The 26,764-nt window shown below is 73.3% G+C and carries 22 protein-coding genes and 1 riboswitch; of the genes, 3 read left to right on the top strand and 19 right to left on the bottom strand.

Annotated features, from left to right (window positions below):
* Positions 1–546: 546 nt before the first annotated feature.
* The 18 genes from G443_RS24315 to G443_RS25640 all read right to left on the bottom strand — a co-directional run bounded on the left by G443_RS24315 (position 547) and on the right by G443_RS25640 (position 21,844).
* Positions 547–888, bottom strand: coding sequence for an RNA polymerase-binding protein RbpA (locus G443_RS24315; RefSeq protein ID WP_026420097.1), 342 nt, complete (start codon positions 886–888; stop codon positions 547–549).
* A gap of 123 nt (positions 889–1,011) precedes the next feature.
* On the bottom strand, positions 1,012–1,245 hold the full coding sequence (gene secG, locus G443_RS24310; RefSeq protein WP_016701243.1) for a preprotein translocase subunit SecG: 234 nt from the start codon (positions 1,243–1,245) through the stop codon (positions 1,012–1,014).
* A 91-nt stretch (positions 1,246–1,336) separates the two neighbouring features.
* Positions 1,337–2,125 (bottom strand): triose-phosphate isomerase, encoded by a 789-nt coding sequence (tpiA, locus tag G443_RS24305; protein ID WP_026420096.1) that lies wholly within the window; start codon positions 2,123–2,125, stop codon positions 1,337–1,339.
* A 6-nt stretch (positions 2,126–2,131) separates the two neighbouring features.
* Positions 2,132–3,409 (bottom strand): phosphoglycerate kinase, encoded by a 1,278-nt coding sequence (locus G443_RS24300; RefSeq protein WP_051314234.1) that lies wholly within the window; start codon positions 3,407–3,409, stop codon positions 2,132–2,134.
* Between the two features lie 37 nt (positions 3,410–3,446).
* The gene (gap, locus tag G443_RS24295) at positions 3,447–4,454 is read right to left on the bottom strand and encodes a type I glyceraldehyde-3-phosphate dehydrogenase (protein ID WP_026420094.1); all 1,008 of its coding nucleotides are present in this window, start codon (positions 4,452–4,454) and stop codon (positions 3,447–3,449) included.
* Positions 4,455–4,837: 383 nt separating this feature from the next.
* Positions 4,838–5,824: a DNA-binding protein WhiA gene (whiA, locus tag G443_RS24290; protein ID WP_026420093.1), complete on the bottom strand. Its 987-nt coding sequence runs from the start codon at positions 5,822–5,824 to the stop codon at positions 4,838–4,840.
* Positions 5,815–6,957 carry a gluconeogenesis factor YvcK family protein gene (locus G443_RS24285; RefSeq protein ID WP_081715632.1) on the bottom strand — a complete coding sequence of 381 codons (1,143 nt, stop codon included), beginning with the start codon at positions 6,955–6,957 and terminating at the stop codon, positions 5,815–5,817. Before G443_RS24285 ends, whiA begins: the two co-directional genes overlap by 10 nt.
* 98 nt (positions 6,958–7,055) lie before the next feature.
* On the bottom strand, positions 7,056–7,958 hold the full coding sequence (gene rapZ / locus G443_RS24280; protein ID WP_245588914.1) for an RNase adapter RapZ: 903 nt from the start codon (positions 7,956–7,958) through the stop codon (positions 7,056–7,058).
* On the bottom strand, positions 7,955–10,012 hold the full coding sequence (gene uvrC, locus G443_RS24275; RefSeq protein WP_026420091.1) for an excinuclease ABC subunit UvrC: 2,058 nt from the start codon (positions 10,010–10,012) through the stop codon (positions 7,955–7,957). Before uvrC ends, rapZ begins: the two co-directional genes overlap by 4 nt.
* Before the next feature lie 70 nt (positions 10,013–10,082).
* Positions 10,083–11,465 carry a hypothetical protein gene (locus tag G443_RS24270; protein WP_026420090.1) on the bottom strand — a complete coding sequence of 461 codons (1,383 nt, stop codon included), beginning with the start codon at positions 11,463–11,465 and terminating at the stop codon, positions 10,083–10,085.
* 290 nt (positions 11,466–11,755) lie between these two features.
* Entirely contained in the window at positions 11,756–12,919 is a 1,164-nt protein-coding gene (locus tag G443_RS24265; protein ID WP_026420089.1) for a YeiH family protein, read from the bottom strand.
* Positions 12,919–13,071, bottom strand: a complete 153-nt coding sequence (locus G443_RS24260; protein ID WP_169731700.1) for a hypothetical protein — start codon at positions 13,069–13,071, stop codon at positions 12,919–12,921. The genes G443_RS24265 and G443_RS24260 overlap by 1 nt, the downstream gene beginning before the upstream one ends.
* Before the next feature lie 177 nt (positions 13,072–13,248).
* Entirely contained in the window at positions 13,249–13,332 is an 84-nt protein-coding gene (locus G443_RS25945; RefSeq protein ID WP_372493023.1) for a putative leader peptide, read from the bottom strand.
* A 333-nt stretch (positions 13,333–13,665) separates the two neighbouring features.
* On the bottom strand, positions 13,666–14,121 hold the full coding sequence (locus G443_RS24255; protein WP_026420088.1) for an HIT family protein: 456 nt from the start codon (positions 14,119–14,121) through the stop codon (positions 13,666–13,668).
* Positions 14,122–15,029: 908 nt separating this feature from the next.
* On the bottom strand, positions 15,030–16,142 hold the full coding sequence (locus tag G443_RS24250) for a glycerophosphodiester phosphodiesterase family protein (protein ID WP_051314233.1): 1,113 nt from the start codon (positions 16,140–16,142) through the stop codon (positions 15,030–15,032).
* Between the two features lie 316 nt (positions 16,143–16,458).
* A complete protein-coding gene (locus G443_RS24245; protein ID WP_026420086.1) occupies positions 16,459–16,722 on the bottom strand; it encodes a hypothetical protein in 264 nt (87 codons plus the stop codon).
* Between the two features lie 404 nt (positions 16,723–17,126).
* A complete protein-coding gene (locus G443_RS24240) occupies positions 17,127–18,860 on the bottom strand; it encodes a WD40 repeat domain-containing protein (protein ID WP_308208892.1) in 1,734 nt (577 codons plus the stop codon).
* A gap of 149 nt (positions 18,861–19,009) precedes the next feature.
* Positions 19,010–21,844, bottom strand: a complete 2,835-nt coding sequence (locus tag G443_RS25640) for an ATP-binding protein (RefSeq protein WP_026420084.1) — start codon at positions 21,842–21,844, stop codon at positions 19,010–19,012.
* Between the two features lie 200 nt (positions 21,845–22,044).
* On the opposite strand from G443_RS25640, the gene G443_RS24230 reads away from it, so the two are divergent.
* Both G443_RS24230 and G443_RS24225 read left to right on the top strand, forming a co-directional pair.
* On the top strand, positions 22,045–22,710 hold the full coding sequence (locus G443_RS24230; protein ID WP_026420083.1) for a phosphotransferase: 666 nt from the start codon (positions 22,045–22,047) through the stop codon (positions 22,708–22,710).
* 365 nt (positions 22,711–23,075) lie between these two features.
* Positions 23,076–23,774 carry a carboxylesterase/lipase family protein gene (locus G443_RS24225; protein WP_026420082.1) on the top strand — a complete coding sequence of 233 codons (699 nt, stop codon included), beginning with the start codon at positions 23,076–23,078 and terminating at the stop codon, positions 23,772–23,774.
* Positions 23,775–24,072: 298 nt separating this feature from the next.
* Here the strand turns inward: G443_RS24225 and G443_RS24220 are convergent, their stop codons facing one another.
* Positions 24,073–24,669 carry a cadmium resistance transporter gene (locus G443_RS24220; protein ID WP_026420081.1) on the bottom strand — a complete coding sequence of 199 codons (597 nt, stop codon included), beginning with the start codon at positions 24,667–24,669 and terminating at the stop codon, positions 24,073–24,075.
* Positions 24,670–25,517: 848 nt separating this feature from the next.
* On the opposite strand from G443_RS24220, the gene G443_RS24215 reads away from it, so the two are divergent.
* A complete protein-coding gene (locus G443_RS24215; RefSeq protein WP_026420080.1) occupies positions 25,518–26,369 on the top strand; it encodes a fumarylacetoacetate hydrolase family protein in 852 nt (283 codons plus the stop codon).
* Between the two features lie 174 nt (positions 26,370–26,543).
* Positions 26,544–26,629: riboswitch (cobalamin riboswitch) on the top strand.
* Positions 26,630–26,764 lie beyond the last annotated feature (135 nt).

The following is a 26,764-nucleotide window of genomic DNA, read 5'->3' as shown; positions in this document are numbered from 1 at the left end:
GGACAGCGCCGGGAACAAACCGGCAGGGTAGTCATCGGACGTCGCGGCGCCACGCCGAATCCACGCTGGAGCGTTTGACCCGAACGTGTGAGCGCAAAGATCAACAGGACGCGTTATATGCCGGGAATTTCGGATTCCTTCCGCAGTGGTCACCCACTCCCTCGGGTTACCACCGCCGTGAGAGCCCGGCAGGAACCCGGCGGGTGGCCCACCACGCCACCCCAGCGGGCCCGGGAACGCGGGCGGGGCACGGCGTCCGCCGCCGGCCTCGCCGTGACGTCGCGGCACGCACCGCACGTCCGCGCCGGCGCGGACGACCGGCTCCCACAGGGGTCTCGACGGCGTCTCGACGGCACGAGGGGTTCACTACCCCGCACGCCGGTCGGCGGTCGAGACGCGCGCCCCCGGCAGGCCCGACCACCCCCACGCGCACCGACGGCCCGGCACGTCGTCACGTGCCGGGCCGTCGACTGGTCCCGAAATCCCGTTCCCCGGCTCACGCCGGGCCCGGCCACCCGTGGTCGCCGCCAGCGACAGCGGACGTGATCAGCGTCCCCGCTGTTGCCGCAGCCGGGACAGGGCCTCGTCGAGAATGGCCCTGCCATCGGCCTCGCTACGCCGTTCCTTCACGTAGGCCAGGTGGGTCTTGTACGGCTCGGTCCGCGGCGGGTCCGGCGGCCTCTCCTCGTTGCGGCCGGCCGGGAAACCGCAGCGTGGGCAGTCCCACATCTCCGGAATCTCCGCCTCCACCGCGAAGGAGGGACGCGACTCGTGCCCGTTCGCGCACCAGTAGGAGATGCGCCGTCGCGGGGCGGACTCGCCACGCTCGGACTCCCCCATCGGCCCAGCACCGACCCGCGTGCCGCGGATCGCGTTACCACCTGCCATCGGCCCTCAACACCCCTGCGATCCTCGATCGTCGCCACTCACGACCCCGGCGGGACCCGCTGGCCCCGCCGGTCGCGACGTCCCGCCGTCACGACGTGGCGCGCGAACGCCACGTCATACCAATTACTCCACCTTGAGCAGCAATCCCACCGCGACGATGCAAATCACCCAGATAGCCGTAACGAACAGGGTGATCCTGGTCAGGTTCTTCTCCGCGACGCTCGAACCGGACAGGCTGGACTGCATCCCGCCTCCGAAGAGCGAGGACAGCCCTCCGCCGCGACCCTTGTGCAGCAGAACCAACATCACCAGCGCCAGGCTGGAGATCACCAGTGTGATTTGCAGGAAGAACTTCATCTCATCCTCGCAGTACGGCGGTAGGCATCACAGGGTACCCGGCAGTCAATCACGCAACGGAGTCGACCGGAAGGCCACACCGTTGGCGTGATCAGGGCAGCGGGCCCCCCGCGGCGAGGGCGGACAGCTTGGCGAACTCGTCCCCGTCGAGGCTGGCACCGCCGACGAGGGCGCCGTCCACGTCCCGCTGTTCGATCAGTTCGCCGATGTTGCCCGACTTCACCGAGCCGCCGTAGAGCACGCGCACCTGTCCGGCGACCTCGTCACCGTACTTCGTGGCCAGCGCGGACCTGATGGCGGCACACACCTCCTGCGCGTCGGCCGGGGTGGCGACGCGGCCGGTGCCGATCGCCCACACCGGCTCGTAGGCCACCACGACGTCGGCGACCTGCTCCGCGCGGAGCCCCTTGAGCCCCGCCAGCAGTTGGGCGGTGGTGTGCTCGACGTGACCGCTGGCCTCCCGCACCTCCAGCGGCTCCCCGACGCAGAGGATCGGCCGCAGACCGTGCTTGAGCGCCGCCCGCACCTTCCGGTTGACCAGGTCGTCGTCCTCGGCGTGGTACTCGCGGCGCTCGGAGTGCCCGACCACGACGTAGGTGCAACCCAACTTCGCCAGCATCGCCCCGGAGACATCGCCGGTGTAGGCGCCCGAGTCGTGCGGCGACAGGTCCTGGGCACCGTACTTCAGCCGCAGCTTGTCCCCGTCCACCAGGGTCTGCACGCTGCGGAGGTCGGTGAACGGTGGCAGCACCGCCACCTCGACCTTCTCGAAGTACTTCTCCGGCAGGGCGAAGGCCACCTTCTGGGTGAGACCGATGGCCTCCAGGTGGTTGCGGTTCATCTTCCAGTTGCCCGCGATCAGCGGTTGCCTGGCTGCCATCTGGTGTCAGTCCTCCAGAACCTCGACGCCGGGAAGGGCCTTGCCCTCCAGGAACTCCAGGGAGGCGCCGCCACCCGTGGAGATGTGGGAGAACCCGTCCTCGGGCAGGCCGAGCGCGCGCACCGCCGCGGCGGAGTCGCCCCCGCCCACCACGGTGAAGGCCGAGCTGCCGACCAACGCCTCCGCGACCGCCCTGGTGCCGCCCGAGAACGCCTCGAACTCGAAGACACCGGTCGGACCGTTCCAGAAGACCGTCGCCGCGTCGGCGAGCTTGCCGGCGAACAGCTCCCGCGTCCTCGGGCCGATGTCCAGTCCCTGCCGGTCGGCGGGGATCGCGTCCGCGTCCACCACCTGGTACTCGGCGTCCGCCCCGAACTCCTTGGCCGCCAGCACGTCGACCGGCAGCACCAGCTCCACGCCACGCTCCTCCGCCTCGGCGAGGAAACCGCGGACGCGGTCGAGCTGGTCCTCCTGGAGCAGCGACTGCCCGACCTCGTAGCCCTTGGCGCGGAGGAAGGTGTAGGCCATGCCGCCGCCGATGAGCAGCCGGTCGACCTTGGTGAGCAGGTTGGCGATGACCCCGAGCTTGTCGGAGACCTTGGCGCCACCGAGCACCACCACGTAGGGCCTGGCGGTGTCGGTCGTCAGGCGGCGGAGCACCGACAGCTCGGAGAGCACCAGGCCGCCGGCGTAGTGCGGGAGCCGCCTGGCCACGTCGTAGACCGAGGCCTGCTTGCGGTGCACCACCCCGAAGCCGTCCGAGACGAAGGCGCCGTCCTCGCCGACGAGCCCGGCGAGTTCCTCGGCCAGCGCGCCGCGCTCCGCCTCGTCCTTGCTGGTCTCCCGGCTGTCGAACCGCACGTTCTGCAGCAGGGCGACCTGGCCGTCGGCCAGGCCCCCGACCGTCTCCCGGGCCGAGGGCCCGGTGACGTCGTCGGCGAGCGCGACGGGCGTGCCCAGCAGCTCACCGAGGCGGCTGGCCACCGGGGCCAGCGAGAACCTGTCCTCCGGCGCCCCCTTGGGCCGGCCGAGGTGCGCGGCCACCACCACCCGGGCGCCGGCCTCGGCCAGCGCCCGAATCGTGGGCAGGGAGGCCCGCACCCGACCGTCGTCGGTGATCCTCCCGCCCGGGAGGTCCGGGGTGGGAGTTCCGTCCAGCGGCACGTTGAGGTCGGCCCGCACCAGGACCCGCCGTCCGGCGACCCCGGTCGCGAGCAGGTCGTCCAGCGTCGCGACGGCCGGCCGGCCGTCCTCACCGGTCGCCGACCCAGTGTTCGTCACCATGAGGTTGTCCTTCCCACCCCTCGCTCGCGCGCGCCGGTCAGGCCAGCTTCGAGCCGACCAGGGCGGTCAGGTCCACCAGGCGGTTGGAGTAGCCCCACTCGTTGTCGTACCAGCCGACGACCTTGACCTGGTTGCCGATGACCTTGGTCAGCGGCGCGTCGTAGATGCAGGAGGCCGGGTCGGTGACGATGTCGGTGGAGACGATCGGGTCCTCGCTGTAGCGGAGGATGCCGGCCAGCGGGCCGTCGGCCGCGGCCTTGAACGCGGCGTTGACCTCGTCGACCGAGGTCTCCCGGCCCACCGTCACCGTCAGGTCGGTGGCGGAGCCGGTCGGCACCGGGACGCGCACGGCGTAGCCGTCGAGCTTGCCGTTGAGCTCCGGCAGCACCAGGCCGATGGCCTTGGCGGCGCCGGTGCTGGTCGGCACCAGGTTGACGGCGGCCGCGCGGGCGCGACGCAGGTCCTTGTGCGGCGCGTCCTGGAGGTTCTGGTCCTGGGTGTAGGCGTGGATGGTGGTCATCAGACCCTGCTCCACGGTGAAGGTGTCGTGCAGGACCTTCGCCAGCGGCGCGAGGCAGTTGGTGGTGCAGGAGGCGTTGGAGATGACGCTCTGCGACCCGTCGTACTTGTCGTCGTTCGCGCCGAGGACGACGGTCAGGTCCTCGCCCTTGGCCGGGGCCGAGATGATGACCTTCTTCGCGCCACCCTCGTCGATGTGCTTCCTGGCGTCGTCGGCCTTGGTGAAGAAGCCGGTCGACTCGACGACCACGTCGACGCCCAGGTCCTTCCAGGGCAGCTTGCCCGGGTCGCGCTCGGCGAGCGCCTTGATGGTGGTGTCACCCACCTTGATGCCCTCGTCGGTGACGCTGACCTCCTCGCTCAGCCTGCCGAGGACGCTGTCGTACTTGAGGAGGTGGGCCATCGTCGCCACGTCGCCGAGGTCGTTGAAGGCGACGATCTCGATGTCCTGGCCGCTGGCCTGGGCGGCGCGCCAGAAGTTGCGCCCGATGCGCCCGAAACCGTTGACACCTACGCGAACCGTCACGGTACGTCTCCTCGCTACTCGGACCGGCGCAGCCCTTCGCCGCACTGGCCGGTGGGCATGATGAAGGTTGGCCACGTTGCCGAGCGCCACCCTAGCGCCCAACAGCCGACCAAGGTCACACGGACCGGCGTTCGACTTGATCGAACCAGTCCACCGTAACCGGCGGAGTTCGCCGCCGGCCGACCCGGTCCCAGCGGCGTCCGGTGCGTCCCGGGAAGGCGACCGCTCGTGGGCGGGGTCGACCGCCGGAGTCGGGCGGGAGGGCCCGGTGGGCTCGCCCCCGAGGGGCACCGCGTACTCGACGCCCCGGCGCCGCCATCGAGGCTACGCCCACTGGCGGTCCCACCGGCGGTTCGCGGCCGCGCCGAGGGGACCCCGGCGCCTCAGGCGTCGACCTCCAACATCTCCTGGGTGACGGCGGAGTCCGTTCCGGGCACGCCCAGATCCCTGGCGCGCTTGTCGGCCATCGCCAACAGGCGGCGGATGCGGCCGGCGACGGCGTCCTTGGTCATCGGGGGTTCGGCCAGCTGGCCGAGCTCCTCCAGCGAGGCCTGCCGGTGGCTCAGCCGGAGCTGCCCGGCCACCACCAGGTGGTCGGGGGCGTCGTCGCCCAGCAGCTCGATCGCCCGCTCCACCTTGGCGGCCGCCGCCACCGCGGCCCGGGCGGACCGCCGGAGGTTGGCGTCGTCGAAGTTCGCCAGCCGGTTGGCGGTGGCCCGCACCTCGCGGCGCATCCGCCGTTCCTCCCACGCGAGCACGCTGGCGTGGGCTCCCAGCCTGGTGAGCAGGGCGCCGATCGCGTCGCCGTCCCGGACCACGACCCGGTCCGCCCCCCTGACCTCGCGCGAGCGGGCCTGCACGTTCAGCCGCCGGGCGGCGCCCACCAGGGCCAGTGCCGCCTCCGGCCCCGGGCAGGTGACCTCCATCGCGGAGGACCGACCGGGCTCGGTGAGGGACCCGTGGGCGAGGAAGGCCCCGCGCAACGCGGCCTCGGCGTCGCAGGCACCGCCGGAGACGACGTGCACGGGGAGGCCCCGCACCGGCCGGCCCCGGGAGTCCAGCAGGCCGGTCTGCCGTGCCAGCCCCTCACCGTCCTTGACCACCCGCGCGACGTACCGGGTGCCCTTGCGCAGCCCTCCGGACGTCATCACCTGGAGTTCGGCCGTGTAGCCGTAGAGCTCGTGGATCTCCTTCCGGAGCCTGCGGGCCACCGAGCCGGTGTCGACCTCCGCCTCGACGACCACCCGGCCGGCCACGATGTGCAGGCCGCCGGAGAATCTCAGCAGCGCGGACACCTCGGCACGACGACAGCAGGTCTTCGTCACCACCAGGCGACTGAGTTCGTCCTTGACCGCCGCGGTCATCGCCACCGCTCGTCCTCCTCGTCTGCGCGCGCCGCCGGTCCGCTGGGCTGACCGCACAGGTCAGCCGGCCCGGCAAGCCCAAACCGGTCCAGGTCGGCGACGCCCTCGGCGCCACCGGAGTGCTCCACGGTCCGGTCCGCCACGCCGATCGCCGCGGCGAGCGCGGCACCCAGCGCGGCCGGGTCGTGCCGGTCCGGAGCGTCGTCGTCGGCGACCCGTCTCAGGTGCGTGGTGCCGCCCAGTTCGCCGGTGGCGCGACGCAGTCGGTCGGGCGTCGGCACCGAGTCGATGTCGGCGATGACGTCGTCCACCCGCAGACGCGGAGCATGTTCGGAGAGTACGTGCAGGTGCTGCTCGGGCGAGAAACCGGCCGTCTCACCCGGTTGGGGGACAAGGTTCAGGACGAGGACCTTACGGGCGGTGGTCGTCAGCAGGGCGTCGTGCAGCTCGGGGAGCAGCAGATGCGGCAGTACGCTGGTAAACCACGATCCCGGGCCGAGGATGACGACATCCGCGGAGTGCACCGCGTGTACCGCTTCCGGGCAGGCCGTGAGCCGTCCGTCAGGATCGGCCACGTTGCGCAACCACACCCTTTTCACCCGACCGGGGGTAGTCGCCACGGCGACCTGACCCCGGATCCGCCGGAGCCGGTGCGGGTTGTCCGACAGTCCGGACACCTCGGCCTCGATGTCGAGCGGTTCGGTGGACATCGGCAGGACCCGGGCCCGCACGCCGAGCAGCCGTCGAACGTGGTCCAGCACGGCCACCGGGTCGCCGAGGACCTCCAGCAGTCCGGCGATGAGCAGGTTGCCCACGGCATGCCCAGCCAGGGCGCCACTCCCGCCGAACCGGTGGCCGAAGACGCGGGACCACAGCTGCCCGTCCGGTCCGTCGGGTGCCAGCGCCTCCAGAGCCTTCCGCAGGTCCCCCGGGGGCAGCAGGCCCAGTTCCCTGCGGAGCCGACCGGACGAGCCACCGTCGTCGGCGACGGTGACCACCGCCGTCACCCGCGGGGTCACCCCGCGCAGCGCGGCCAGCGTGGCCTGGAGGCCGTGGCCCCCGCCGAGCGCGACCACTCGCGGTGGCCGGGACCAACCGGCTCCGGCGTCGTTCGTCCGTGCCTCGGGCACTGTCGTCATACTCTCGAAGGTCCTCGCTGACATGGGCCGAGCCGGCCGCGACCGGGCCCGGCCCTACCGGGTGGCGATGCCGCGAGCACCCCCCGTCGTCGTGGGGCCTACTCGCGGCCGAGGTCCCGGTGTACCACGGTCACCGCCATCCCGTCCTCGGTGGCCAACCGGCCGGCCAGTTCCTCGGACAGGGCCACGCTGCGGTGCTTCCCCCCCGTGCACCCGACCGCCAGTGTGAGATACCGCTTGCCCTCCCGCCGGTAACCGGCCCCGACCAGCCGCAACAGTTCGTGGTATCGCTCCAGGAACTCCTCAGCCCCCTCCTGGCCCAGCACGTAGTTGCGCACGTCGGCGTCCTGCCCGGTGAACTCGCGCAGCTCGGGGATCCAGAACGGGTTGGGCAGGAAGCGGACGTCCATCACGAGGTCGGCGTCCATCGGCAGCCCGTACTTGTAGCCGAAGGACAGCACGGTGACCCGGGTGTGCGTGCTGGCCTCGGTGCCGAAGGTGTCCTCGATCTTGGCCCGCAACTGGTGGACCGAGAGCGCACTGGTGTCCAGGACCAGGTCGGCCTCGGCCCGCAGCCGGGCGAGCAGCGCCCGCTCGGCGGTGATGCCGTCGACCAGCCGCCCGTCGCCCTGCATCGGGTGGCCGCGCCGCACCTGCTCGAAGCGGCGCACCAGCACCGCGTCCGTCGCCTCCAGGAACAGCACCCTCGGCTTGTAACCGCTGGCGTCGAGGTCCTTGATGACGGAGGCCAGGTCGTCGGTGAACGCGCGGCTGCGGACGTCCATGACCACCGCGACCCTGGTGATCACCGCGTTGGACCTGGCGCCCAGCTCCACCATCGTCACGATCAGCTCGGGCGGCAGGTTGTCGACCACGAACCACCCGAGGTCCTCCAGGCACTTGGCCGCGGTGCTCCGGCCCGCGCCGGAGAGCCCCGTGACCACGGCCACCTCGATGCCGGTGCCCTCCGCGCCGCCCTCGTCCACGGGTGTTGCCCTCACTTGGCTCCCCCTTCGTTCCTCTCCTGGGTGGGACGCTCCGTCCGCCCTTCCTGTTCCCCCGACAACGCGCGTCGCACCGCCTCCGCGGTGTGCCGGCCCACTCCCGGCACCCCGCTGATCTCCTCGACGCTCGCCGCCCGCAACCGGCGCAGCGAACCGAAGTGCTTCAGCAGCGCGGTCCGTCTGGCCTGGCCCAACCCCGGGATGTCGTCCAGCTCCGACCTGGTCATCCTGGACGACCGCTTCTGCCGGTGGTAGGCGATGGCGAAGCGGTGCGCCTCGTCGCGGACCCGCTGCAACAGGTACAGGGCCTCACTGGTCCTCGGCAGGATCACCGGGTCCGGTTCGCCGGCCACCCAGACCTCCTCCAGGCGCTTGGCCAGCCCGACGACGGCGACGTCGGTGATCCCGAGGTCGGCGAGCACGTCGGCCGCGGCGTTCGCCTGCGGCCCGGCACCGTCGACCACCAGCAGGTTCGGCGGGTACGCGAAGCGTCGTGGCCGGCCCGTCTCGGGGTCGACGCCGGCGGGGGTGCCCGTGTCGGACCCGGTGGCCGAGGCCCCACCCAGGGTCTCGGCCACCGCGTCCTCGGTGACCCGGCGTTCGGCGGCGTCCTGGCGCTCACCGTCGCTCCGGAAGCGGGCGAACCTGCGTCGGGTGACCTCCGCGATGGAGGCCACGTCCCCGCCCTCGGCGCCCTCCCGCACGGCGAACCGACGGTAGTCCGACTTGCGGGGCACCCCGTCCTCGAAGACGACGAGGGAGGCGACGACGTCGCTGCCCTGGACGTGGCTGACGTCGACGCACTCGATGCGCAGCGGGGCGCTGTCGAGCGCGAGGCCGTCCTGGAGTTCCTGGAGCGCGGCGGACCGGGCGGTCAGGTCGCCGGCCCTCCGCAGCTTGTGCTGCGCGAACGCCTCCGCCGCGTTGCGGGCGACCGTCTCCATCAACGCCCGTTTGTCCCCGCGTTGGGGGACCCGGAGGCGCACGCGCCCCCCGCGCAGCCCGCTCAACCACTCGGTGACGGCCTCGGCGTCGGCGGGCAGCTCGGGAACCAGCACCTCGCGGGGGACGGCCGCCGCGTCCGAGTCGGTGTCGGTCACCTCCACGAGCGTCGCCTGCTCGCCGTAGAACTGGCTGAGGAACCGCTCGACCAGGGCCGGGGTGTCGGTGGCCTCGACCTTGTCGATCACCCAACCCCGCTGGCCCCGGACCCGCCCGCCCCGGACGTGGAAGATCTGGACCGCCGCCGCCAGCTCGTCCTGGGCGAAGGCGATGACGTCGGCGTCCGTGCCGTCACCCAGGACGACGGCCTGCTTCTCCATCGCCCGCCGCAGCGCACCCAGGTCGTCGCGCAGTCGGGCCGCGCGTTCGAACTCCAGGCCCTCGGCCGCCTCGCCCATCTCCCGCTCCAGACGGCGGATCATGGTGTCGGTGCGGCCGCCGAGGAAGTCGCAGAAGTCGTCGACGATGTCACGGTGCTCCTCGGGGGTGACCCGTCCCACGCACGGAGCGGAGCACTTGCCGATGTACCCGAGCAGGCAGGGGCGCCCGATCTGCTGGTGGCGCCGCAGGACCCCCGCCGAGCAGGTCCGCGCGGGGAAGACCCGTAGCAGCATGTCGAGGGTCTCGCGGATCGCCCAGGCGTGCGCGTACGGACCGAAGTAGCGGACTCCCCTGCGACGCGGCCCCCGGTAGACCAGGAGCCGGGGCAGCTCCTCGTTCATGGTGACGGCGAGCACCGGGTATGACTTGTCGTCCCGGTAGCGGACGTTGAACCGGGGGTCGAACTCCTTGATCCAGGAGTACTCGAGCTGGAGCGCCTCCACCTCGGTGCTGACCACGGTCCACTCGACGGAACCCGCCGAGGTGACCATCTGGCGTGTGCGGGGGTGCAGGCCGGTGAGGTCGGCGAAGTAGGAGGACAGGCGGGAGCGCAGGCTCTTCGCCTTCCCCACGTAGATGACCCGGCCGTGCTCGTCGCGGAACTTGTAGACGCCAGGCGCGTCCGGGATGGAACCCGGCTGAGGACGGTAGGTCGACGGGTCGGCCATTCACCCAAGGTTACGGCCACCCTCCGACAACTCCGAACCGGCTGGTGAGTGCCGGGCGGGCTCCACCCGGTCAGGTCTCCGAGCGCAGCACCGCGTCCCGCAGCCGTGCCAGCGCCTCGGGGGGCGCCGGGCGGGCGGGGTCCGCCGAACTGGCATGGGCGCTGCGCACCACCAGGTCGTGACGGACCGTGGTGGCGGTCGTGACGAACTCGACGGTGTCGGCTCCGCTGTTGGCCAGGGCCACCGGCTCGCCGGTGAGCCGGGGTCCGACCAGGCGGCCCGGGTCGGGGCGGCCGAGTTCGTCGTCCAGGGCACGCGCCGTCTCCTCGTCCGGCATCACCACCTCGGCGAGGAGCACGTCGACCGGCGCTCCGTCGACCTCGCCGCGGTACACCGTGCGGTCCAGGCGCTCGCACGGGTTCCTGGTGAAGAACTCCCGCAGCCCGTCGGTGGCGTGTTCGCCGCAGTCGTTGTTGGTGGCGACGGCGATGACGTTGAACTGCTGCCCGTCGACCTGGGCGGTCTCGCCGATCCGTACCGGTGCGGCGGCGTCCTCGTCGGATGACCCGAACCAGGACAGGACGCCGGTGACACCGCTGACCAGCCAGACGATGAAGGCGATGGCCACGATGGCCGGGATGAGGATGGCGGGGACCACCAGCAGCTCGGGCCGGACGAACCGGCGCAGGCCGGCCAGCGGCAGGTCCTTCTCCGCCTCCTCGACGGGGTCCGGCTCCCCCCGATCGGGTTTCTCCGCTGGTCCCCCGCCCTCGGCCGGCTCCGACCGGGTCTCGGTGACCGCGCGGACGTCGTCACGTCCTCGGCCGTCGAAGTCGTCGGGGGCGAGCTGGTGGTCCTGGGGCATGTCGAAGTGCAGGTGCAGCGAACGCAGGACCTCCCGGACGTCCTCGGCGTCCCACACCCCGCGGCCGCCGGCCTGCCGGGCCACCGCCTTGGCGATGGCGGCGGAGTCGGCCACGCACACCGCGTAGTGGCCGAGGCGGCGCACCGAGCGCGGCTGGCGGACGCGGAGACCGGGGCCGGCCACGCAGACCAGCCCGCGGACCGGCAGATCCGCGAGGCCGTGCCGCCGGAGGTGGTCGCGGAGGGCGAACACCATCCTCGTCACGCGTTCCCCCGGGTTGCGGTCGACCTCGTCGCCCAGTCCGGAGTCCATGCCGTCCACGGTCCAGGGCCCGGTCAGCTCCACCCGCAGTTCGCCCCGCCGGTACCAGGGCAGTGATCGGAACTCCACCACCAACAGGGCACCGGGTGTGAACAGCAGCGCGGGCACGACGAGGTCCGGTTCGCCGCCGGCGGCGGGAACGAGCACCTCGAAGTACGCCACGCCGGGTGGGCCGAGGTCAGGACTGATCTCCAACAACCGTTGTCGGAACCACGAGCCGGACGTGCTGGTCAGCGGTTTCGCCCGCTGAGTACCGACGACCCACATGCCGCCTCCTGCACCCTCCGCAGTCAACCGGCAACCTAACGCACGAAAGGAACGAAAGGAACGCTCAGCGGGGGAAACACCGGGACGGAGGGGGATGCTCACTCGCTCAGACCAGTTGGGGTGGAACGACGTCTCACCCTGGGTCAGGAGGAGACCGGTCCTCGCCCTTCGAACGGGAGAGCGCCGCCCGCCCGGGTCGTTCCCGCTCACTCCCCGCCGGGAACACCCCCCTCCAGGGGTGCTCCCGGCGCTCGGGCGCTCCGGTCGCGACCCAGCCGGGCGTTCCGGTGTCAGCCGACCTCGACGCCCCGGAACAACAGCAGCGCCAGCCCGAGACCGACCACGAGGTTGACCAGCGTGGCCCCCGCGAAGACACCGACGGGACGCCACCCTGCGCTCCGCAGCGAGTCGAGCCGGAACTCCAGCCCGATGCTGACGAACGCCAGGATCAGGAACCAGTCGCGCAGGTCGTTGGCCACCCCGACCACGTCACCACCGGTGGTGGGGTTGATCCAGGTCAGGTAGGTGGTGGTCAGGACCGAGGCGGCGACGAAGCCGAGGACGAACTTGGGGAACCGCCGCCACAGCTCGCCCGCGCGGGGCGCGGCGGCCCCTGGCCGCCGTTCCACCCTGACCGCGAAGTAGACGGTCAACGCGACGGCCACCACCCCCATGAGGGCGTTCTGCGTGACCTTGACGATGCTGGCGATCTGGAGTGGGCCCTCACCGGCGATGGCACCGGCCGCGCTGACGGCGGCCGTGGTGTCGATGTTGCCGCCGATCCAGGCGCCGGTCACCGCCTCGCTGAGACCGAGCGCCCCCGCGGCCCACGGCAGCAGGAAGATGGAGGGCAGCGCGAAGAGGATCACCAGACCGCTGACGTAGGCCAGCTGTTCCCTGCGGGCCTGGACCGCGCCGGCGGCGGCGATGGCCGCGCTGACCCCGCAGATCGACACCGCGCTCGCGAGCAGGGCCCGCAGCCGGTCATCGAGGCCGAGACGGCCAGCCAACCACCAGGTGAAGAGGAAGACCGCGCTGATCAGCAGCAGCGCCTGGAGGATCGCCGGGCCGGCAGCACTGACGATGAGTCCGAGGTTGACCGACGCGCCGAGCAGGACGAGTCCGGTCTTGATGAGGAACTCGGTGCGGAAGGCGAGGGCCATCCGGTTCCGCGCTCCCGTGATGCCCAGCGCCAGGTTGCCCAGCAGGCCGAGGGCGATCGCGTACACCGGGTACTCGATCGAGGAGGCCAGGTCGGCGAGGGCGGTGTCCGCGAGCAGGGTGGGGACGTTGTCCTCCAGCAGCCGCACCGAGGCCGCGAGCGCCAGCAGCACCAGCAGGCCCAGGGCGGTCCAGAGGACGGTGTCGGAGGTGGGCCTGGTGGCGGGAGCCCCCGCGATCGGCGTGCTCGCCGGCTCTGGTGATTGGTCGTCGGTGTCGCGGGTGACGCTCATCAGGGCACCAGTCCTTCGGGGATCGCGCCGGTGAGCACGAGGACGAGCAACACGAGACCGAGCAGGGTCGCGGCCCAGTCCTCGTTCACCCGCCACCGGTGGCGTCGGGCTCCGGCGACCGGTGCGGGCGGAGGGGGGTTCTCCTGGTTCATGTCAGGACCTCGGGTGGTCGGCGCCCGACCCGTCCGGTCGGACGTGGGCGGCGGTGGGGGCGCGCGTGGTGACCGGCCCGAGGGCGCACGGCGGGGGACCGGGGCACGGCGAGGAGGACGACGCGGCGGGTGGTGGTGGTCCGTCCACCCGGGACGGTCGAGGTGAGAGGAGAGGTGTCAGCGCTCGTGATGACAGAGCGCGCTGGCCACGCGCATCAGATCGACGGCGAGGCGGGCCACCAGCGGAACGGGCCGCGACATGCGGACAAGCCTGCCCCGTCTCCTCGGGGCTCTCAAGACCGTATCGCCTGGTGGAATGACGGCGGACCAACCAGGCGGGCGACGTGGGTGCGCGTCGGCGGTGGCCGACCGGACCCGTCGAGGGCCGCCCGGACCGTCGCCGGCCATGCGGGCAGGGGGATGCGGCCCCCGTGCCCGGAACCGGTCTCGGCGAGGGGCGCGGACCTCGCCGGGCGCGACCGTTGACCGCGTGCTCCTGGGGCGTCGCGGCGGCCGCGCGGGACCGGCGGCGCGTTCCCCTCGGCACCGGCGCGCCGGCCGAGCTGGCCCCCGGGCCCGACGGGATCGCGGTGCCTAGGCCCGGCTCTCGCCGTGCTCGGCGGTGAGGGCGTCCCGGATCCGTCCCGCCATCAGGTCGAGGGTGGCGCGGTGCGGCTGCCGGCGGTTGGCGTGCAGCCGGACACCGTCGCGCACGGTGCGGGGGATGACGTGGAGGTGCACGTGGAACACCTCCTGGAACGCGACGGCTCCGTCCGCCAGCAGCAGGTTCACGCCCTCGCAGGGCAGCGGTCCGGCACGGAGCCCGCGCGCGATCCGGTGCGCCGTGCGGAACAGGTGCGCGCCCAGTTCCTCGTCCAGGTCCGCGAGGCCTGGGGCGTGTTCCCTCGGGACCACCAACAGGTGCCCCGGCGTGAACGGGAGGATGTCCAGGAAGGCGAGGACGAGGTCGTCCTGGTACACGACGCTGGACTCCGCGGTACCGGCGACGATGTCACAGAACGCGCAGTCGGTTCCCTGTCCGCTAGTCATGGGGTCCACTGTGCCGGCAACGGGCCCTCGAATGAAGGCATCCAGGCCGACGGACGGTGCCCGTTCGGGAACCCCGGGTCACGCCGCTCCCACCGCGCGGCTCCCCGCCCGGCTCCCACGGCGGTACGCCGCCTCCGCCGTCCGGTGGAGGGGGCACCGGCCGGGTGCCACCCGACCGACGGGTTCCGGGCCCCGCGACTACGACGTCCGGGGGACTTTCGCGGAAGTCGGAGGTTCGGCGCAACCCCGCGCACCGGGAGGTCCGTCTCCTCGACGGCAGGGTCGCATCCGCGTGTTACGCGGACGTTACCGGTGGGGTTGTTCCGTGGTGCGGTGCGTGAGGACGCGCCACACCGCGTCGACTCCGCCGGGCGAACCGATCTCGCCGGGCCCCGCAGCAGGGAGCGGGGACCGGTGGAAGGTGGGGGCGTTCGGCACCGCCGCGAGCACGGAGGAGAGTGGGTCCCTCCGCGCGGTCCGGTGCCGACGCCACCCGCTGTCCTCCTGGTCGGCCCCCCCGCTCGGCCCCGCTGGTCGGGCGGGATGACGTCCCCCTCATCCGCTCCGCGCTCGGTTCCCCGTGTCCTCACTGCCGCCCGACCCCGGTGACGGGGGCACCCGAGGGCACCGGCCAACCACCACCACGGGCGTGGGCCGGCGCGCGCTCCTGGCCGCTCTCGTCCGACGGGCACGGCAGGGGAAGTGCGGGGTGACCGCGCGGGACACCGGGTTGATGGGTCCGAACCGCCCTGTCCTCCCCTCGGCTGACCGGGGTGTGACAACCTCCGCGGCCGGTCCGGTGCCAACCCGGTCCCCGTGCCGCCCGGCGGGTCGGGGACGAGCGGGTGACCAGCGAGCCGCGGTGGTCCGGATCGTGCGGCCGGGTCGGCGGGGAGCAGCGGTGGCGGTCAGCCGGTCGGTGCCACCGGCCAGCGCCGGGTGTACGACTCCGGCAGGGGAAGGCCCCGTTCGGCCAGCACCGAACGCAACCGGTCCGGGTAGTCGGTGATCAGGCCGTCCACCCCGTCGTCGAGCAGTTTGCGCATGGTCGCCTGGTCGTTCACCGTCCACGGCACGACCCGCAGGCCGGCGGCGTGCGCCTCCTCCACCAGCTCCCGGGTGGTGAAGGGCTGGTAGTCGGGGTCGTCCACCGCCCCGTTCTGCGGGTTGCCGTGCACCGGTGAGATCGCGTCGACCCCGAGCGACGCCGCCGCCCGGACGACGCTGCCGTCGAAGTCGTCGATGTCCAGGCCGCCGAGCCAGGGCGAGGGACCGCCGTCCGGGGCGCGGAGGAACTCGGGCTGGGTGAGGGCGACCAGCCGCAGTCGGGGTTCCACCCGGGCCATCAGCATGAGCGCGCCCCAGTCGAAGCTCTGCACCGTCACGTTGTCGAGGAAACCGGACCGTCGGATCTCGCGGGCGGCGACCCGCACGAACTCGGCCCGGGGCGCGGTCTCGTGCGGTGCGGCCGCCTCGACCTTCGTCTCGATGTTGAAACCGACGTCCCAGGCCCGGTACTGCCGGGCCAGGGCGAAGACCTCGCCCAACGTGGGCATCCTCGCGCCGGGCGAGGGCTGCTGCCCCGGGTGCTCCGGCAGGGTCAGCGAGCCGCAGTCCAGGGTGCGCACCTGCGCGAACGTCAGGTCCTTGACGTACCGGCCGACGTAGGGGTAGTCGGGGTCGTCCGGTCGGACCGGGCCGGTGTCCTGGCACTTGGCGGGACTGATCCGCCGGTCGTGGGTGACGACGTCCCGGCCGTCGCTGGTGATCTGGATGTCGAGTTCCAGCGTGGACACCCCGAGCTCGAGGGCGTTGGCGAAGGCGTCGAGGGTGCCCTCCACCCGCAGGCCGAGACCTCCTCGGTGGGCCTGGACGTCGAAGACGTCCTCGCTCGCCCTGGCCTCCACCGGACCCGCGTCGTGGGGGCCCGCCGTGGCGACTCCGGTGGCCGTCGCGACCGTTCCCAGGGCCAGGGTCAGCGCGACCAACGCCCGGGGGTGTCCCCGTGTCCAGCACCGCATGCTCGGCTCCCTCCCCGTCCCGTGCGGGACAAGGCTGCCTCGGCAGCGTGTCCCCGGCGTGTCCTCAGTCTGGCCGGGTGTTGAACGGGTGACTACCGACCACCGGGTGGTCCGCGACGGGAACCTCGGGCTTGCGGGACGGGTGGGGCATCGCCAGGTCGGTCCGCCCGGTGCCCCACCGGGTGGTGGGACGCCCCGCCGCGTGGGGCGGGCGGGGGAACGCCGTCACCCCGGTGCCGCCGCACAGCCCGTGGAGGTCCGGTCGGAGCGGGACCTCGTGACCGGAGCCCGCCGCGGTGGTCCCCCCGTTCCCCGGTCACGCGGGTTCGAGCACGCCACCGGCCCGGAGCGGTTCCTCCCTGCCGTCGAGGTAGCGCACCACGACCCGTCCGCCGCTGGCTCGTGCCCGGTGCATCGCTCGCCCGTCGGCCACGAGTCGGCGCAGCGCCTCGGTGTAGGGGACGTTCTCGCTCTCCGCCACGCGAGCGATGGCGGCGACGGTGGTGGGGTGCAGCGACAGCGACTCGCGGGGCCCCGCTTCGGAGCAGGAAGTGGTGGCCGACTCACGGAACTGGTTCATGGCTCCCCTCAGGAGGTGGCATGGTCGCGGACCGGCGAACGGGATCCGGTCGACCGCTGGTTGACGCGGACACCCGACACGTCTCGTCGATGTGGTCCGCCCGCGTCCGGCGGCGCACCGGCGTCCACTCCGGGTCTCCCGGACCGACGCCGTCCGCGCGACGGAGGATGGGGCGTCCGCCCCCGGTCGTCGTGCGCCCTCGGGAATCGTCGGCCCTGTCGCGCGGGGAGTGCTCGGAACTCCGTCCGCCGCGCGTGATCATGGCAGCGTTGCCGAGGGACGGCAGCACGACATCATCACCGCACCCCACTTTCACCACCTTCGAGTGGTTCCAGGCCACCCACTGGAGGTAACGACGGCCCGGCCCAGGACGAGGACGCCGCCGCCGGGGCCCGGACGGCCGACTAGCAGGGTGTGTCGTCGAGGTCCGGGAACCACCGCCGCCAGTCGGATCCGAACTGGGCGTCCACCACCGTGGAGCAGAGCCGTTCCGTGGCCTGGTCCACGCTGGTCGGCCAGAGCAGGACCCGACCGTCGTCGCTGGTACTCGCCAGGGTGCGGCCGTCGGGGCTGAACGCCAGGTCGTTCACCGCCGCGTCGTGCCGGTCGAGCACCGCGTACGGCTCCCAGGTGTCGGTCCGCCAGAGCCGGATCACGGCGTCGACACCACCGACGGCGAGCAGCGAACCGTCCGGGCTGAAGGCCGTCGCCCTGGCGCCGGCGGACGTCGCGAGCTCGTGGACGAGTTCGCCTCGCCCCCAGTCCCAGACGGAGACCCGGTCGTCGGCGCGCGTGGCCGCCAACAAGGTCCCGTCCGGGCTGAAACGCAGTGTCGAGACGAGACTGGTCCCGACCACGCCCGACTGGCTGACCGCCGCTTCCCCCAGGTCACCTCGGCGTTCTCCCGTCCCGGACTCGAGCAGGGCGATGGTGCCGTCGAGCCTGCCCACCGCGAGCAGCGTGCCCCACGGGTGCAGGTCCAGGGCACCGGTCGTGCCCCGGACGTCGTGGGCGCGCAGGGCACCGGTGTCCGGATACCAGGTGAGCACTCCGGGTTCCGCCTCGTCCGGCTCGGCGACCTCGAACTGGGCGAGCGCCGTGTGCACGGCGCGCCCGTCCGGCCGGAACCTCAGCACGGCGGGTTCGCCGGGGGTGTGCGCCGGTTCCGCCGTCGACTCCTCCAGGGGCAGGGTGATCTCGGCGAGCTGCTCCCCGCTGTCCAGCTCCCACAGCCGGAGCGCGCGGTCGGTGCCGCCGGTGGCGAGGCGCCGGCCACCGGGGTCCACGGCGACGCAGTGGGGGCGCGCGGAGGGCCCCAGGTCGACGGCCCCCGTCCGCCGTCCCGTGGCGTGGTCCCACACCCGGACGCGGGCGTCGCCGGCAGTGGTGGCGAGCGTGGTCCCCGTCGGGTCGAAGTCCACGCAGCCGGCGGCGCCCTCGTGCCCGAGGAGGACGGTGCCCTGGTGGTCGTGGACCACGGCGTCCCCGGTGCCCCCGGCCCAGACCACCGCTCCGGTCGACGGGGACGACGCCAGGGCCCGCACTCCGCCCACACCCCGCGCGGTGCCCAGGACGTTCGACTCCCAGGATCCGACGACGGTCACCCGCAGTCGACCGCTCACGTGCCCGGTGACCACGATCCCGTCTCCCGGCAGGTGGCTGACAGCGGTCGCGGGATCCTCCGAGTTGTCCCGTGCGAACAGTTCGAGACCGGTGTCGACGTCCCAGTACCGGACCATCCCGTCCAGGGACGCGGTCACCAGCCGGGTGCCGTCCTCGTTGAGGGATACCCCGCTGATCGCCGCGCCGGTCGGGCGCACCCGCACCAGTTCCCGACTCCCGGGCAGGTCCCGGACCACGATCTCGCCGACGAGATCGCCGGTGGCCAGTCGGGACCCGTCCATGCTGAACGCCATCCCGGTCACCAGGTCCTCGTGCGCGGTCGCCTCGTCGACCACCTGGCCGGTGGCGGGATCGCGCAGCCGCACCACGTTGTCGGCGTCCGCGCTCGCGAGCAGGTCTCCCGAGGGCCGGTAGGCGAGCTCACTGGTCCCCGGGCCACCCCGCCAGCGCGGGTTCCCGCCGGCCGCGTCCCAGGCGGCCAGCCCACCTCCCGGGTCCAGGTCCGTGGTGACCACCTGGTCGCCGTCCGGGGACAGCACGACCCGGTAGACGCCGCTGTCGGTCACGCGGAGCCGGGTGCGTTCGGTCCGGTCCGCGACGTTCCACAGCACCACCTCCCCGCTCACCGCCGCGCCCTGACCGGTCAGCGGTCCTCGTAACGGGTTCAGCACCTGGGAGAACAACGCGCTCCTCGCCTCCACGGTCGGGCTGGCCCGCCAGGCGGCGAGCGCACCCAGCTGGGCGCGACGTTGCTGGGTCGCCTCGTCGAGCGCCGCCTGGGCCGCGTACTGGCGGGACAGCGCCTCGGCGGCGAGCACCGTGGAGGTCCGCAGTTGCACCACCGCCACCCCTGCCCCGGTGAGGGCCGCCACGAGCAGGGCGACGAGGCCGACCACGACCCCCACCCTGGCCCGGTCGCGTCGCCGGTCGAGGCGGACCGACGCTCGGACGAAGTCCGCCTCGACCGGCGGCAGCCCCACCGGGGAGGGCGGGAGGAGTCCTCGGTGGACCGGCGGCCCCGCAGCCGCCGGCCGGGTAACCGCGATCGGGGCCGCTCCCCCACCCACGCCCGCACCACCGCCAACTGGGTACCCCGCCACAACGAGTCCGGGGGCCGGCCACCGCCGTCCCAGTCGCGGGCGGCGACGGAGAGGCGGCCGCGCAGGACCAGTTCCTCGCGGTCCTCGGCGAGCCAGGCGCGCAGGCGGTCCCAGGACCGTGGCAGGACCTCATGGCTGATCTCGACCGAGTCCTCCCCCACGGTGACGAGGCGGGCCTCCACCAGGCCGTCCAGCACCTCCGGGTCCCAGGAGCCGCTGGGTTCCCACGCCTCAACCAGCTCGGCGCGCCCCCGGCGCCGCCGATGGGGTTCCGCGTCGCCGGACACGGTGACCAGCTCGGTGAACAGGCGCCGGACGAGGCGCCGCTGGTCGGGGGACAGCCGTTGGTAGCAGGACTCGGCGGCGCCGCTGATCGCGCCGGAGACACCGCCGGCGTCCCGGTAGCCGGCGACGGTGAGCGTGTTCCCCTCCCGCCGCCGCCAGGTCTCCCGCAGGGCGTGCCCCAGGTGCGGGAGCGTCCCGGGTTCCCCGGACCGGTGAGCCGTCCCGAGATCCGCGAGCAGCAGGTCCACCAGGCCCGGCTCGACGCGCAACCCCACCGCCTCGGCCGGACCCAGCACGGACCGCGCCAACTCCGCTGGTCGCATGGGTTCGACCGCGAGCGTGGTCCGTTCCAGCGCGGTGAGCAGGAGGGGGTGGTCGACGCAGCGACGCACGTGGTCGGCGCGGAGCCCGACGACGGCGAGCACCGGAGCGCCACCGCCCCCGTCGTGCGCCTCGGTGAGGGCGGCCAGCGCGTCGAGGAAGCGGGCGCGGTCGACGGCGTTGGCCTGGGTGAACAGCTCCTCGGCCTGGTCGACGACGAGCAGGACGCGCCCGGTCCCGTCAGAGGTCGTGGCGTCCAGCGCACGACGCACCGAGCCGGGTTCCTCACCGAGTCGGCGTCGGATCCGGGTGACCGGCCAGTCCAGTCCCGGGGAGTCGGAGCCGGCGGCGGCCGACGTGAGCTGTTCCGCGAGCCGGAGCACCGGGTCCGCCCCGGGGCGGACCAGCCGGGGACGCCACCTCCGGGAACCGGGGAACGGGAGGTCACCTCGGGCGACCGCTCGGGCCAGACCCGCGCGGATCAGCGACGATTTTCCGCTGCCGGAGGGCCCGAGGACCAACACCGGTCCCCCGTTGTCCGCAGTGGCCGCGAGCCGGCCGACGAGCATGGCGGTCAACCGCTCCCGTCCGAAGAACCACCGGGCGTCGTGCGCCTCGAACGGGGCCAGGCCCGGGTACGGGCAGGGTTCGGGCGGGCAGGCGTCTCGGGAGGAACGGTCGTGGACCGGGGCGGGCGGGTGCTCGCCCTCCTCGGCGGGGGTGGGCGCGCCGGCCAGTTCGGCGCGCAGCGCGGTGAGTTCGTACAGGGACCGCTCGGTGAGCAGGATGTGCCGCCGCTGGGCGGAGGTCTGGTCGGTGAGCTGCCGCTGCATGTCGAGGAGCGCTTCCCGCGCGCCGCTGATCATCCAGTGGAACTCGCGGAACTCCGCGCCGAGGGAGAGCAGCGCCGCGACGACGTCCTGACGCGTCTCCCGGGCTTCGGCGCGCACGGCGGCTTCCAGCGCCACACCGACGGCGTCGACCGAACGGAGGACGGCGGCCATCTCCCGGCGCAGCGCCGCCGCCTCCTCACCGCCGACGGCCAGCCGGCGTTCCAGTTCGACGGCGAGCAGTTCTCGGAGGAGGTCGGGGTCCACGGCCGTGGCTCCGCCGTCGGCGGTCGTTGGCTTCCGCTCCGACTCCGGCGCGTCCTCATCGGAGTCCGCGCCTCGCGCGGCCTTCTCGGCACGTTCCCGGACGCCGGAGACGAGGTCGCTGAGGTAGTCGCTGCCGAGCCCACCGAGGAGGTCGACCAGTGCGCCCGCGACGGCTCCGCCGGCCAACCCGAGGGCGGGGGCGGCGACGGGCGCGAGGGCGCAGGCGGTCAGGGTCGCCGCGATCGCTGGTGGACCGAGCCGGCGGAGACCGGAGCGTGCCGAGGAGCGGCCGAACCAGCGACGCACCCCGTTCCTGGCCGCCGCGTGCGCTGGGCTCTCCTGCTCACGGGGGACGTCGCGCGAGACGTCGCCGGCCAGGTGGTTGTCGTCGTTCTCGGTCCGCTCACCGCTTCCGGGGCGCTCACCGGTCTCCTGGTTCCCCGTGCGTCCGGCGTGGCGCCGGTCGCGACGAGCTCGCTCGGTGGACGACGGGTCCGGGCGTGCGAGGGGGTGGTCGCTGGCGGGGGTGGGCGCGGCGGGCGACGGGAGGTGCCACCCATCTTCGCCGGTGGCGTGGTCGTGGTCGGAGCCGCGCCCGATCCCATCCCCGGTGCCGGCGTGCCCGTGGCCGCCGGTCGCGGCCCGGCCCTCCGGTTCCTCGTCCCCCGCGTCGAACGATCCCTCGTCAGCCTTCACCCAGCTACCCCCGAAGCTTGAGGTGACCCCCGTCACAAGGAGCTTAGCGGTGGGGTGGCGCGAGGAGCGGCGGTTCCGCGAAGTCCCCGGCGGGGTCGGGACATCCCAGGGGCTGGCACGGGCCGGGTCGGTGCGGCGGGGCTGGTGGAGTGCCCGGTTCGGACCACGTCCCGGCGTGGCCCGGGGTTAGGGTCATCCGGGTGGGAATCCCGGTGTTCCTCGCGGCCGGCCGCGACGCGGACGTCTTCGCCCTCGACGACCGCCGCGTCCTGCGCCGCTACCGCGCGGGTACGGATGCGGCGCCCGAGGCAGCGGTCATGGCGCACCTCGGGAAGCTCGGATACCCGGTGCCCCGGGTCCACCGGGTGGACCACGCCGACCTGGTGCTGGAGCGACTGGACGGCCCGACCCTGCTCCAGGCCGTGGTCGACGGTCTGGTCAGCGCGGACGACGCGGGCCGCGAACTCGCCGACCTCCAGGCGCGGCTGCACACGCTGCCGCCCCGGGTCTCGACCGAACCGGACTGGCGGATCCGCCACGGCGACCTGCACCCGGGCAACGTGGTGCTCGCGGCGCGGGGTCCGGTGGTCATCGACTGGCGCAACACGACGGAGGGCCCGCCCGGCCTGGACATCGCGCTCTCAGCCGTGATCCTGGCGCAGGTCGCCGTGGACGGGGGCGGCGCGTTGGCGGGCATCGCCCGTGCGGTCCTCCCGGCGTTCCTCGCCCACTCCCGCCGGGACGCCCTGGTGGCGTTGGAGGAGGCGGTTGCGGCGCGCGGCGCCGATCCGAACCAGGGGGACGCGGAGATCGCCCACCTCGGACGGGCGGCGGCTCTGATCCGCGCGCTCAGCACCGACCCCTGATCGGCACGACGCGGACGGCTGGTGGGGGCCCTCCTCGCCGGAGTGGTGCCCGCTCCCCGCCCGACCGGAGTCGAGGGAGCGGGTTCCCGGGTGGACGCCGTCACCGCCCCCGACCGACCACGGTCCGGGGTACGCGCCGGACCTCCTCGCTCCTCCCCCAGGCCGGCCACCGCGAACACCGGGCGGGGCGCGGCTCCGCGCACCCGCCCATCTCCAGCGGAGCCCCGCGCCACTCCGAACCGAGGGACCGTCTCCGCCCGCTCCGCCGCCGGCGACCCTGACCGGGGCTTCTCCTGGGCGGGAATGGCAGCGACCGACGTTGGTTCAACCGGGTACCGACGTTCGTAGGGTGTGCGCCGCCGCCGGTGGCCACACGGTGGACGACAGCGAATCCACCGGTCACCACGAGCCGCCGCCGGTGTCGCGGCGGCGCTCCGCGCGTCCCCGGCCCCTACGAACCCGCGATCCGCGAGTCCTTCGGGGCGCGGGCCGAGGCCGTGCTCGCCGAGTACCCGGTGGAGTCCTTCGCCGACGACACCGAGGCCTGGTCGGCGGTGCGCACCGACCGCGCCCTCGCCTGTCCGCGATCGCACGCCAACGACGTGATGTCCGAGAAACACCGACGTCCACGCCCACGAGTTCGCCGACCGCGCCGCGCCGGCCCCGCTGCCGCTCCTCGACGGCGCGCCCCGAAGCCCGGCGCGGCGCACTCCGCTGAACTGCCCTACCTGTTCGACATGGCCAGCCAACCCCTCGACATCGAGGGCAACCACGTTCCGCTGACTCCGGCGCAGCGGGAGACCGCCTCCCGGGTGATCGAGGTCTGGGCGGGCTTCGCGGGGACGGGACGGGCGCCGGTGGCGCCGTGGACGCCGGGTGGGCGGTCGCTGGTGTTCGGCGCCGAGGACGTCACCACGGGAACCCGGTCGAGACCTGCCACCGCGACTTCCGGGCGCTGGTCGCGGAATCCACCGGCTGAAGCCGGAATCGAGGTCGTCGCTTCCCTGTCTCCCGCCCCCGTGCGGCGCCCCCAACGGGTGCGGGGTGGGCAGGGACGCCGCTGACCGGCACGGACGCGTCCCAACGGGCTCGCTCCGGACGGCACCGGGTCCGGTCCGCTGACCCCGGCACGCCCTTCCTACGGCGCGCGCACTCGCCTGACGGGTGCGCTGAACCACCGGGGTAGCTGGACGAGCGGGTCCCGCTGGTCGTCACCGGCCCACGTGACGTGATCGTCCGGCCACGGCGGCACGGCGGGCCTGTCGAGTTCGCCGGGTGCGGGCGCGCGACGGGTCGGCGGGTGGGGCGCTGGCCGGCGAGTGGATGCCGTGCGGTCCCCGCCGCGGTCCTCCCGACGACGCCCTACAAGCCGAAGGCCCCGCCCTCGACGAGGATGACCAGTCCGACGGCGATCAGGACGACCGGCATCAGGATGTGGCCCCACCGGGCCAACGCCCTGGCGACGGTCGGGCGGGTGGCCAGGTGACGACCGGTCAGGACCAACAGGGCCAACAGGACGAGGGAGACGACGATGTGGACGCTCGTCCCACCGACCCCCGCCGTGGCGAAGACGGGCACGTAGACACCGATGTTGTCCCCACCGTTGGCGAAGGTCACCGCCGTCACCGCCACGACGGTGGGGCCGGTCCGGGCGGTGGCCCTCTCCTCCTCCGAGTCGTCCCGGTGCAGCCACACCTCCACCGCCGCCCTGACGCCCAGGAGGAGCGGGAGGAGGCCGAGGTAGGGCACCGCCTGGTCGGGCAGGAAGGTGGCACCGAGCGCGGCGGCGACCGAGACGATCAGGATGCCGCAGAAGCCGAGGTACTGGCCGAGGAGGATGGTGCGGGTGGTACCGGAACGTCCCGCGCCCTGGGCGAAGAACAACGCGATCACCACGATGTCGTCGATGTTCGTGACGACGAACAGCCCCACCGCCTGACCGACGAGACCCAGGTTCACGGCGCCACCGCCGGCGACAGGGGAGCCCGGAGGGCCGCCCGTTCGGTGGAGTGCCCGGTGCGGACATGACGGCAGGATGTCGGTAAGCGCATCTTCACCCTTCGGCTGCTCGGTACGGTGGCACGACGCGGCGCGACGTGACCAGCCGCGCGGAGCACGTCCCACGTCCTGTCGGCACCGAATGATCCGGCGCGGGATCAGGGCGGGTCGCGCGTGGTTGGGGCGGAACACCGGACGGGCCGGGTCTCGTCGGCCCTCGGCGGAGCGCCGACGCCGAGCGCCGAGGGCCGACCCCGATGCCGAGGGCCGAGGGCCGAGGTCATCCTCGGACGTCCCGAGGCGAGACGCGCGAGGTCGAGGGTGGCCTGCTCCGGCCCACGCCGTGGGGCGATCCGTCTTGGCCGGAGGTCGGCGAACGGGACTGGCGGGTCGCGCACCACCAGGTGGGGATCGGCGCCGTGACCACCAGCACGCGACGCCCCTCGCCGCGCCACGGCGTCCTCGTGCCCGAGCGTCCACGTCCCCCGCCCCCCGGTGCTCCTCCCCGAAGCATCACACATCCCTGAGGTGGAGCCGCCCGATCCCCGACGCGCGCCCACCAGGCGGGAAGGGGGTCCGGGTCTCGGGAGGACCCCTGGTGCCCGCGCGGACCAGGGCCCGTACCCGTCCGGACGCCCGGGCCGTCCCGGCACCCGACCCCGGTGGCGCCAGGCGACCGGCTCCCGTGGCCAGTTGCGGCCCGGATCGGCGCCACCGGCGGCAATACACTCGGCGCACCGGCTGTGGTTCCGCGGGGTGTTCGTGGTGAGCGGCCGTGCCCCTCCACGTCGAACCAGGGAGAGTTCCGGATGAGACTGCTCCGCCTCGGCCCGGTGGGCGCCGAACGTCCCGCCGTTCGCGCCGACGACGGCACCACCTACGACCTGTCCCCGGTGACCGCCGACATCGACGGCGCCTTCCTCTCCTCGGGCGGGCTGGGCCGGGTCAGGTCGGCGTTGCGGGCCGGGGAACTGCCCGTGCTGGACACCGACGGGCTGCGGGTCGGGGCGCCCGTCGTACGCCCGCAGTCGGTGATCTGCGTTGGGCAGAACTACGCGGCGCACGCCGCCGAGTCCGGGGCCGCGCCGCCCGAGCAGCCGATCATCTTCCTGAAGACGCCGAACACCGTGGTGGGGCCCTTCGACGACGTGGAGATCCCCCGTGGTGCGGAGCGGACGGACTGGGAGGTGGAGCTGGCGGTGGTGATCGGCCGGCAGGCCGCCTACCTGGAGTCCCCCGAGGACGCCGCGGCCCACATCGCCGGCTACACCGTCTCCAACGACGTGTCCGAGCGGACCTACCAGCTCGAGGACTCGGGTGGGCAGTGGTCCAAGGGGAAGTGCTGCCGCACGTTCAACCCGTTGGGGCCCTGGCTCGTCCCGGCCGACGAGGTCCCGGACCCCTCCTCGCTGGGCTTGCGTTCCTGGGTGAACGGGGAGCCCCGACAGGACTCATCCACGTCGGACATGATCTTCACCCCCGCCTACCTGGTGTGGCACCTGAGCCAGTACCTCGCGCTCGAACCGGGCGACGTCATCAACACGGGCACCCCGCAGGGCGTGGCCCTGTCCGGGCGGTTCCCCTACCTGCGGGCGGGTGACGTGGTCGAGTTGGAGATCGACGGGTTGGGCCGGCAGCGGCAGAACCTGGTCCCGGCCTGATCACGGACTCGTCCTCGACCACCCGAACCACTGACCTCCAGTCACGCTCGGGTAACAGCTGGCGAGCAGCCCTCGATCAGGTGATCTCCGGCTGGATAGCGTGGCAGGGTTCGATCTCGACGACGGTGGGCGAGGCGCCGACCGCGCGACACAACTGAACAGGTGGCCCCAGCGGGGGAAGCCGGTGCGAATCCGGCGCTGACCCGCAGCCGTGTGTGACGGGACCGTGTGGAACGAGCCCGCCACGAGTCGGAATGCCCGCTCGGACACCGGTCGCTCGCTCACGAACTGCCGAGGATTGCAGGACGGAGCCCTCACGCGCGGGCACCTCCGACCGCCGGTCCACCTCGGGTGGCCGGCTCGCGGGGCGGCGGCCGGGCGGCCGGGCTTCCCCG

The sequence above is a fragment of the Actinoalloteichus caeruleus DSM 43889 genome, from assembly GCF_000429185.2.
Classification (GTDB): domain Bacteria; phylum Actinomycetota; class Actinomycetes; order Mycobacteriales; family Pseudonocardiaceae; genus Actinoalloteichus_B; species Actinoalloteichus_B caeruleus.
Note: the sequence above shows the minus strand (reverse complement) of the source record. Positions and strands in the feature narration are given on the sequence as shown.

Excerpts from the sequence above, each read along its gene's own strand:
- G443_RS24315 (WP_026420097.1), bottom strand. The coding sequence starts at position 888 with ATGGCAGGTGGTAACGCGATCCGCGGCACGCGGGTCGGTGCTGGGCCG.
- secG (WP_016701243.1), bottom strand. The coding sequence starts at position 1,245 with ATGAAGTTCTTCCTGCAAATCACACTGGTGATCTCCAGCCTGGCGCTG.
- tpiA (WP_026420096.1), bottom strand. The coding sequence starts at position 2,125 with ATGGCAGCCAGGCAACCGCTGATCGCGGGCAACTGGAAGATGAACCGC.
- G443_RS24300 (WP_051314234.1), bottom strand. The coding sequence starts at position 3,409 with ATGGTGACGAACACTGGGTCGGCGACCGGTGAGGACGGCCGGCCGGCC.
- G443_RS24285 (WP_081715632.1), bottom strand. The coding sequence starts at position 6,957 with ATGACGACAGTGCCCGAGGCACGGACGAACGACGCCGGAGCCGGTTGG.
- uvrC (WP_026420091.1), bottom strand. The coding sequence starts at position 10,012 with ATGGCCGACCCGTCGACCTACCGTCCTCAGCCGGGTTCCATCCCGGAC.
- G443_RS24270 (WP_026420090.1), bottom strand. The coding sequence starts at position 11,465 with ATGTGGGTCGTCGGTACTCAGCGGGCGAAACCGCTGACCAGCACGTCC.
- G443_RS24265 (WP_026420089.1), bottom strand. The coding sequence starts at position 12,919 with ATGAGCGTCACCCGCGACACCGACGACCAATCACCAGAGCCGGCGAGC.
- G443_RS24260 (WP_169731700.1), bottom strand. The coding sequence starts at position 13,071 with ATGAACCAGGAGAACCCCCCTCCGCCCGCACCGGTCGCCGGAGCCCGA.
- G443_RS25945 (WP_372493023.1), bottom strand. The coding sequence starts at position 13,332 with ATGTCGCGGCCCGTTCCGCTGGTGGCCCGCCTCGCCGTCGATCTGATG.
- G443_RS24255 (WP_026420088.1), bottom strand. The coding sequence starts at position 14,121 with ATGACTAGCGGACAGGGAACCGACTGCGCGTTCTGTGACATCGTCGCC.
- G443_RS24250 (WP_051314233.1), bottom strand. The coding sequence starts at position 16,142 with ATGCGGTGCTGGACACGGGGACACCCCCGGGCGTTGGTCGCGCTGACC.
- G443_RS24245 (WP_026420086.1), bottom strand. The coding sequence starts at position 16,722 with ATGAACCAGTTCCGTGAGTCGGCCACCACTTCCTGCTCCGAAGCGGGG.
- G443_RS24215 (WP_026420080.1), top strand. The coding sequence starts at position 25,518 with ATGAGACTGCTCCGCCTCGGCCCGGTGGGCGCCGAACGTCCCGCCGTT.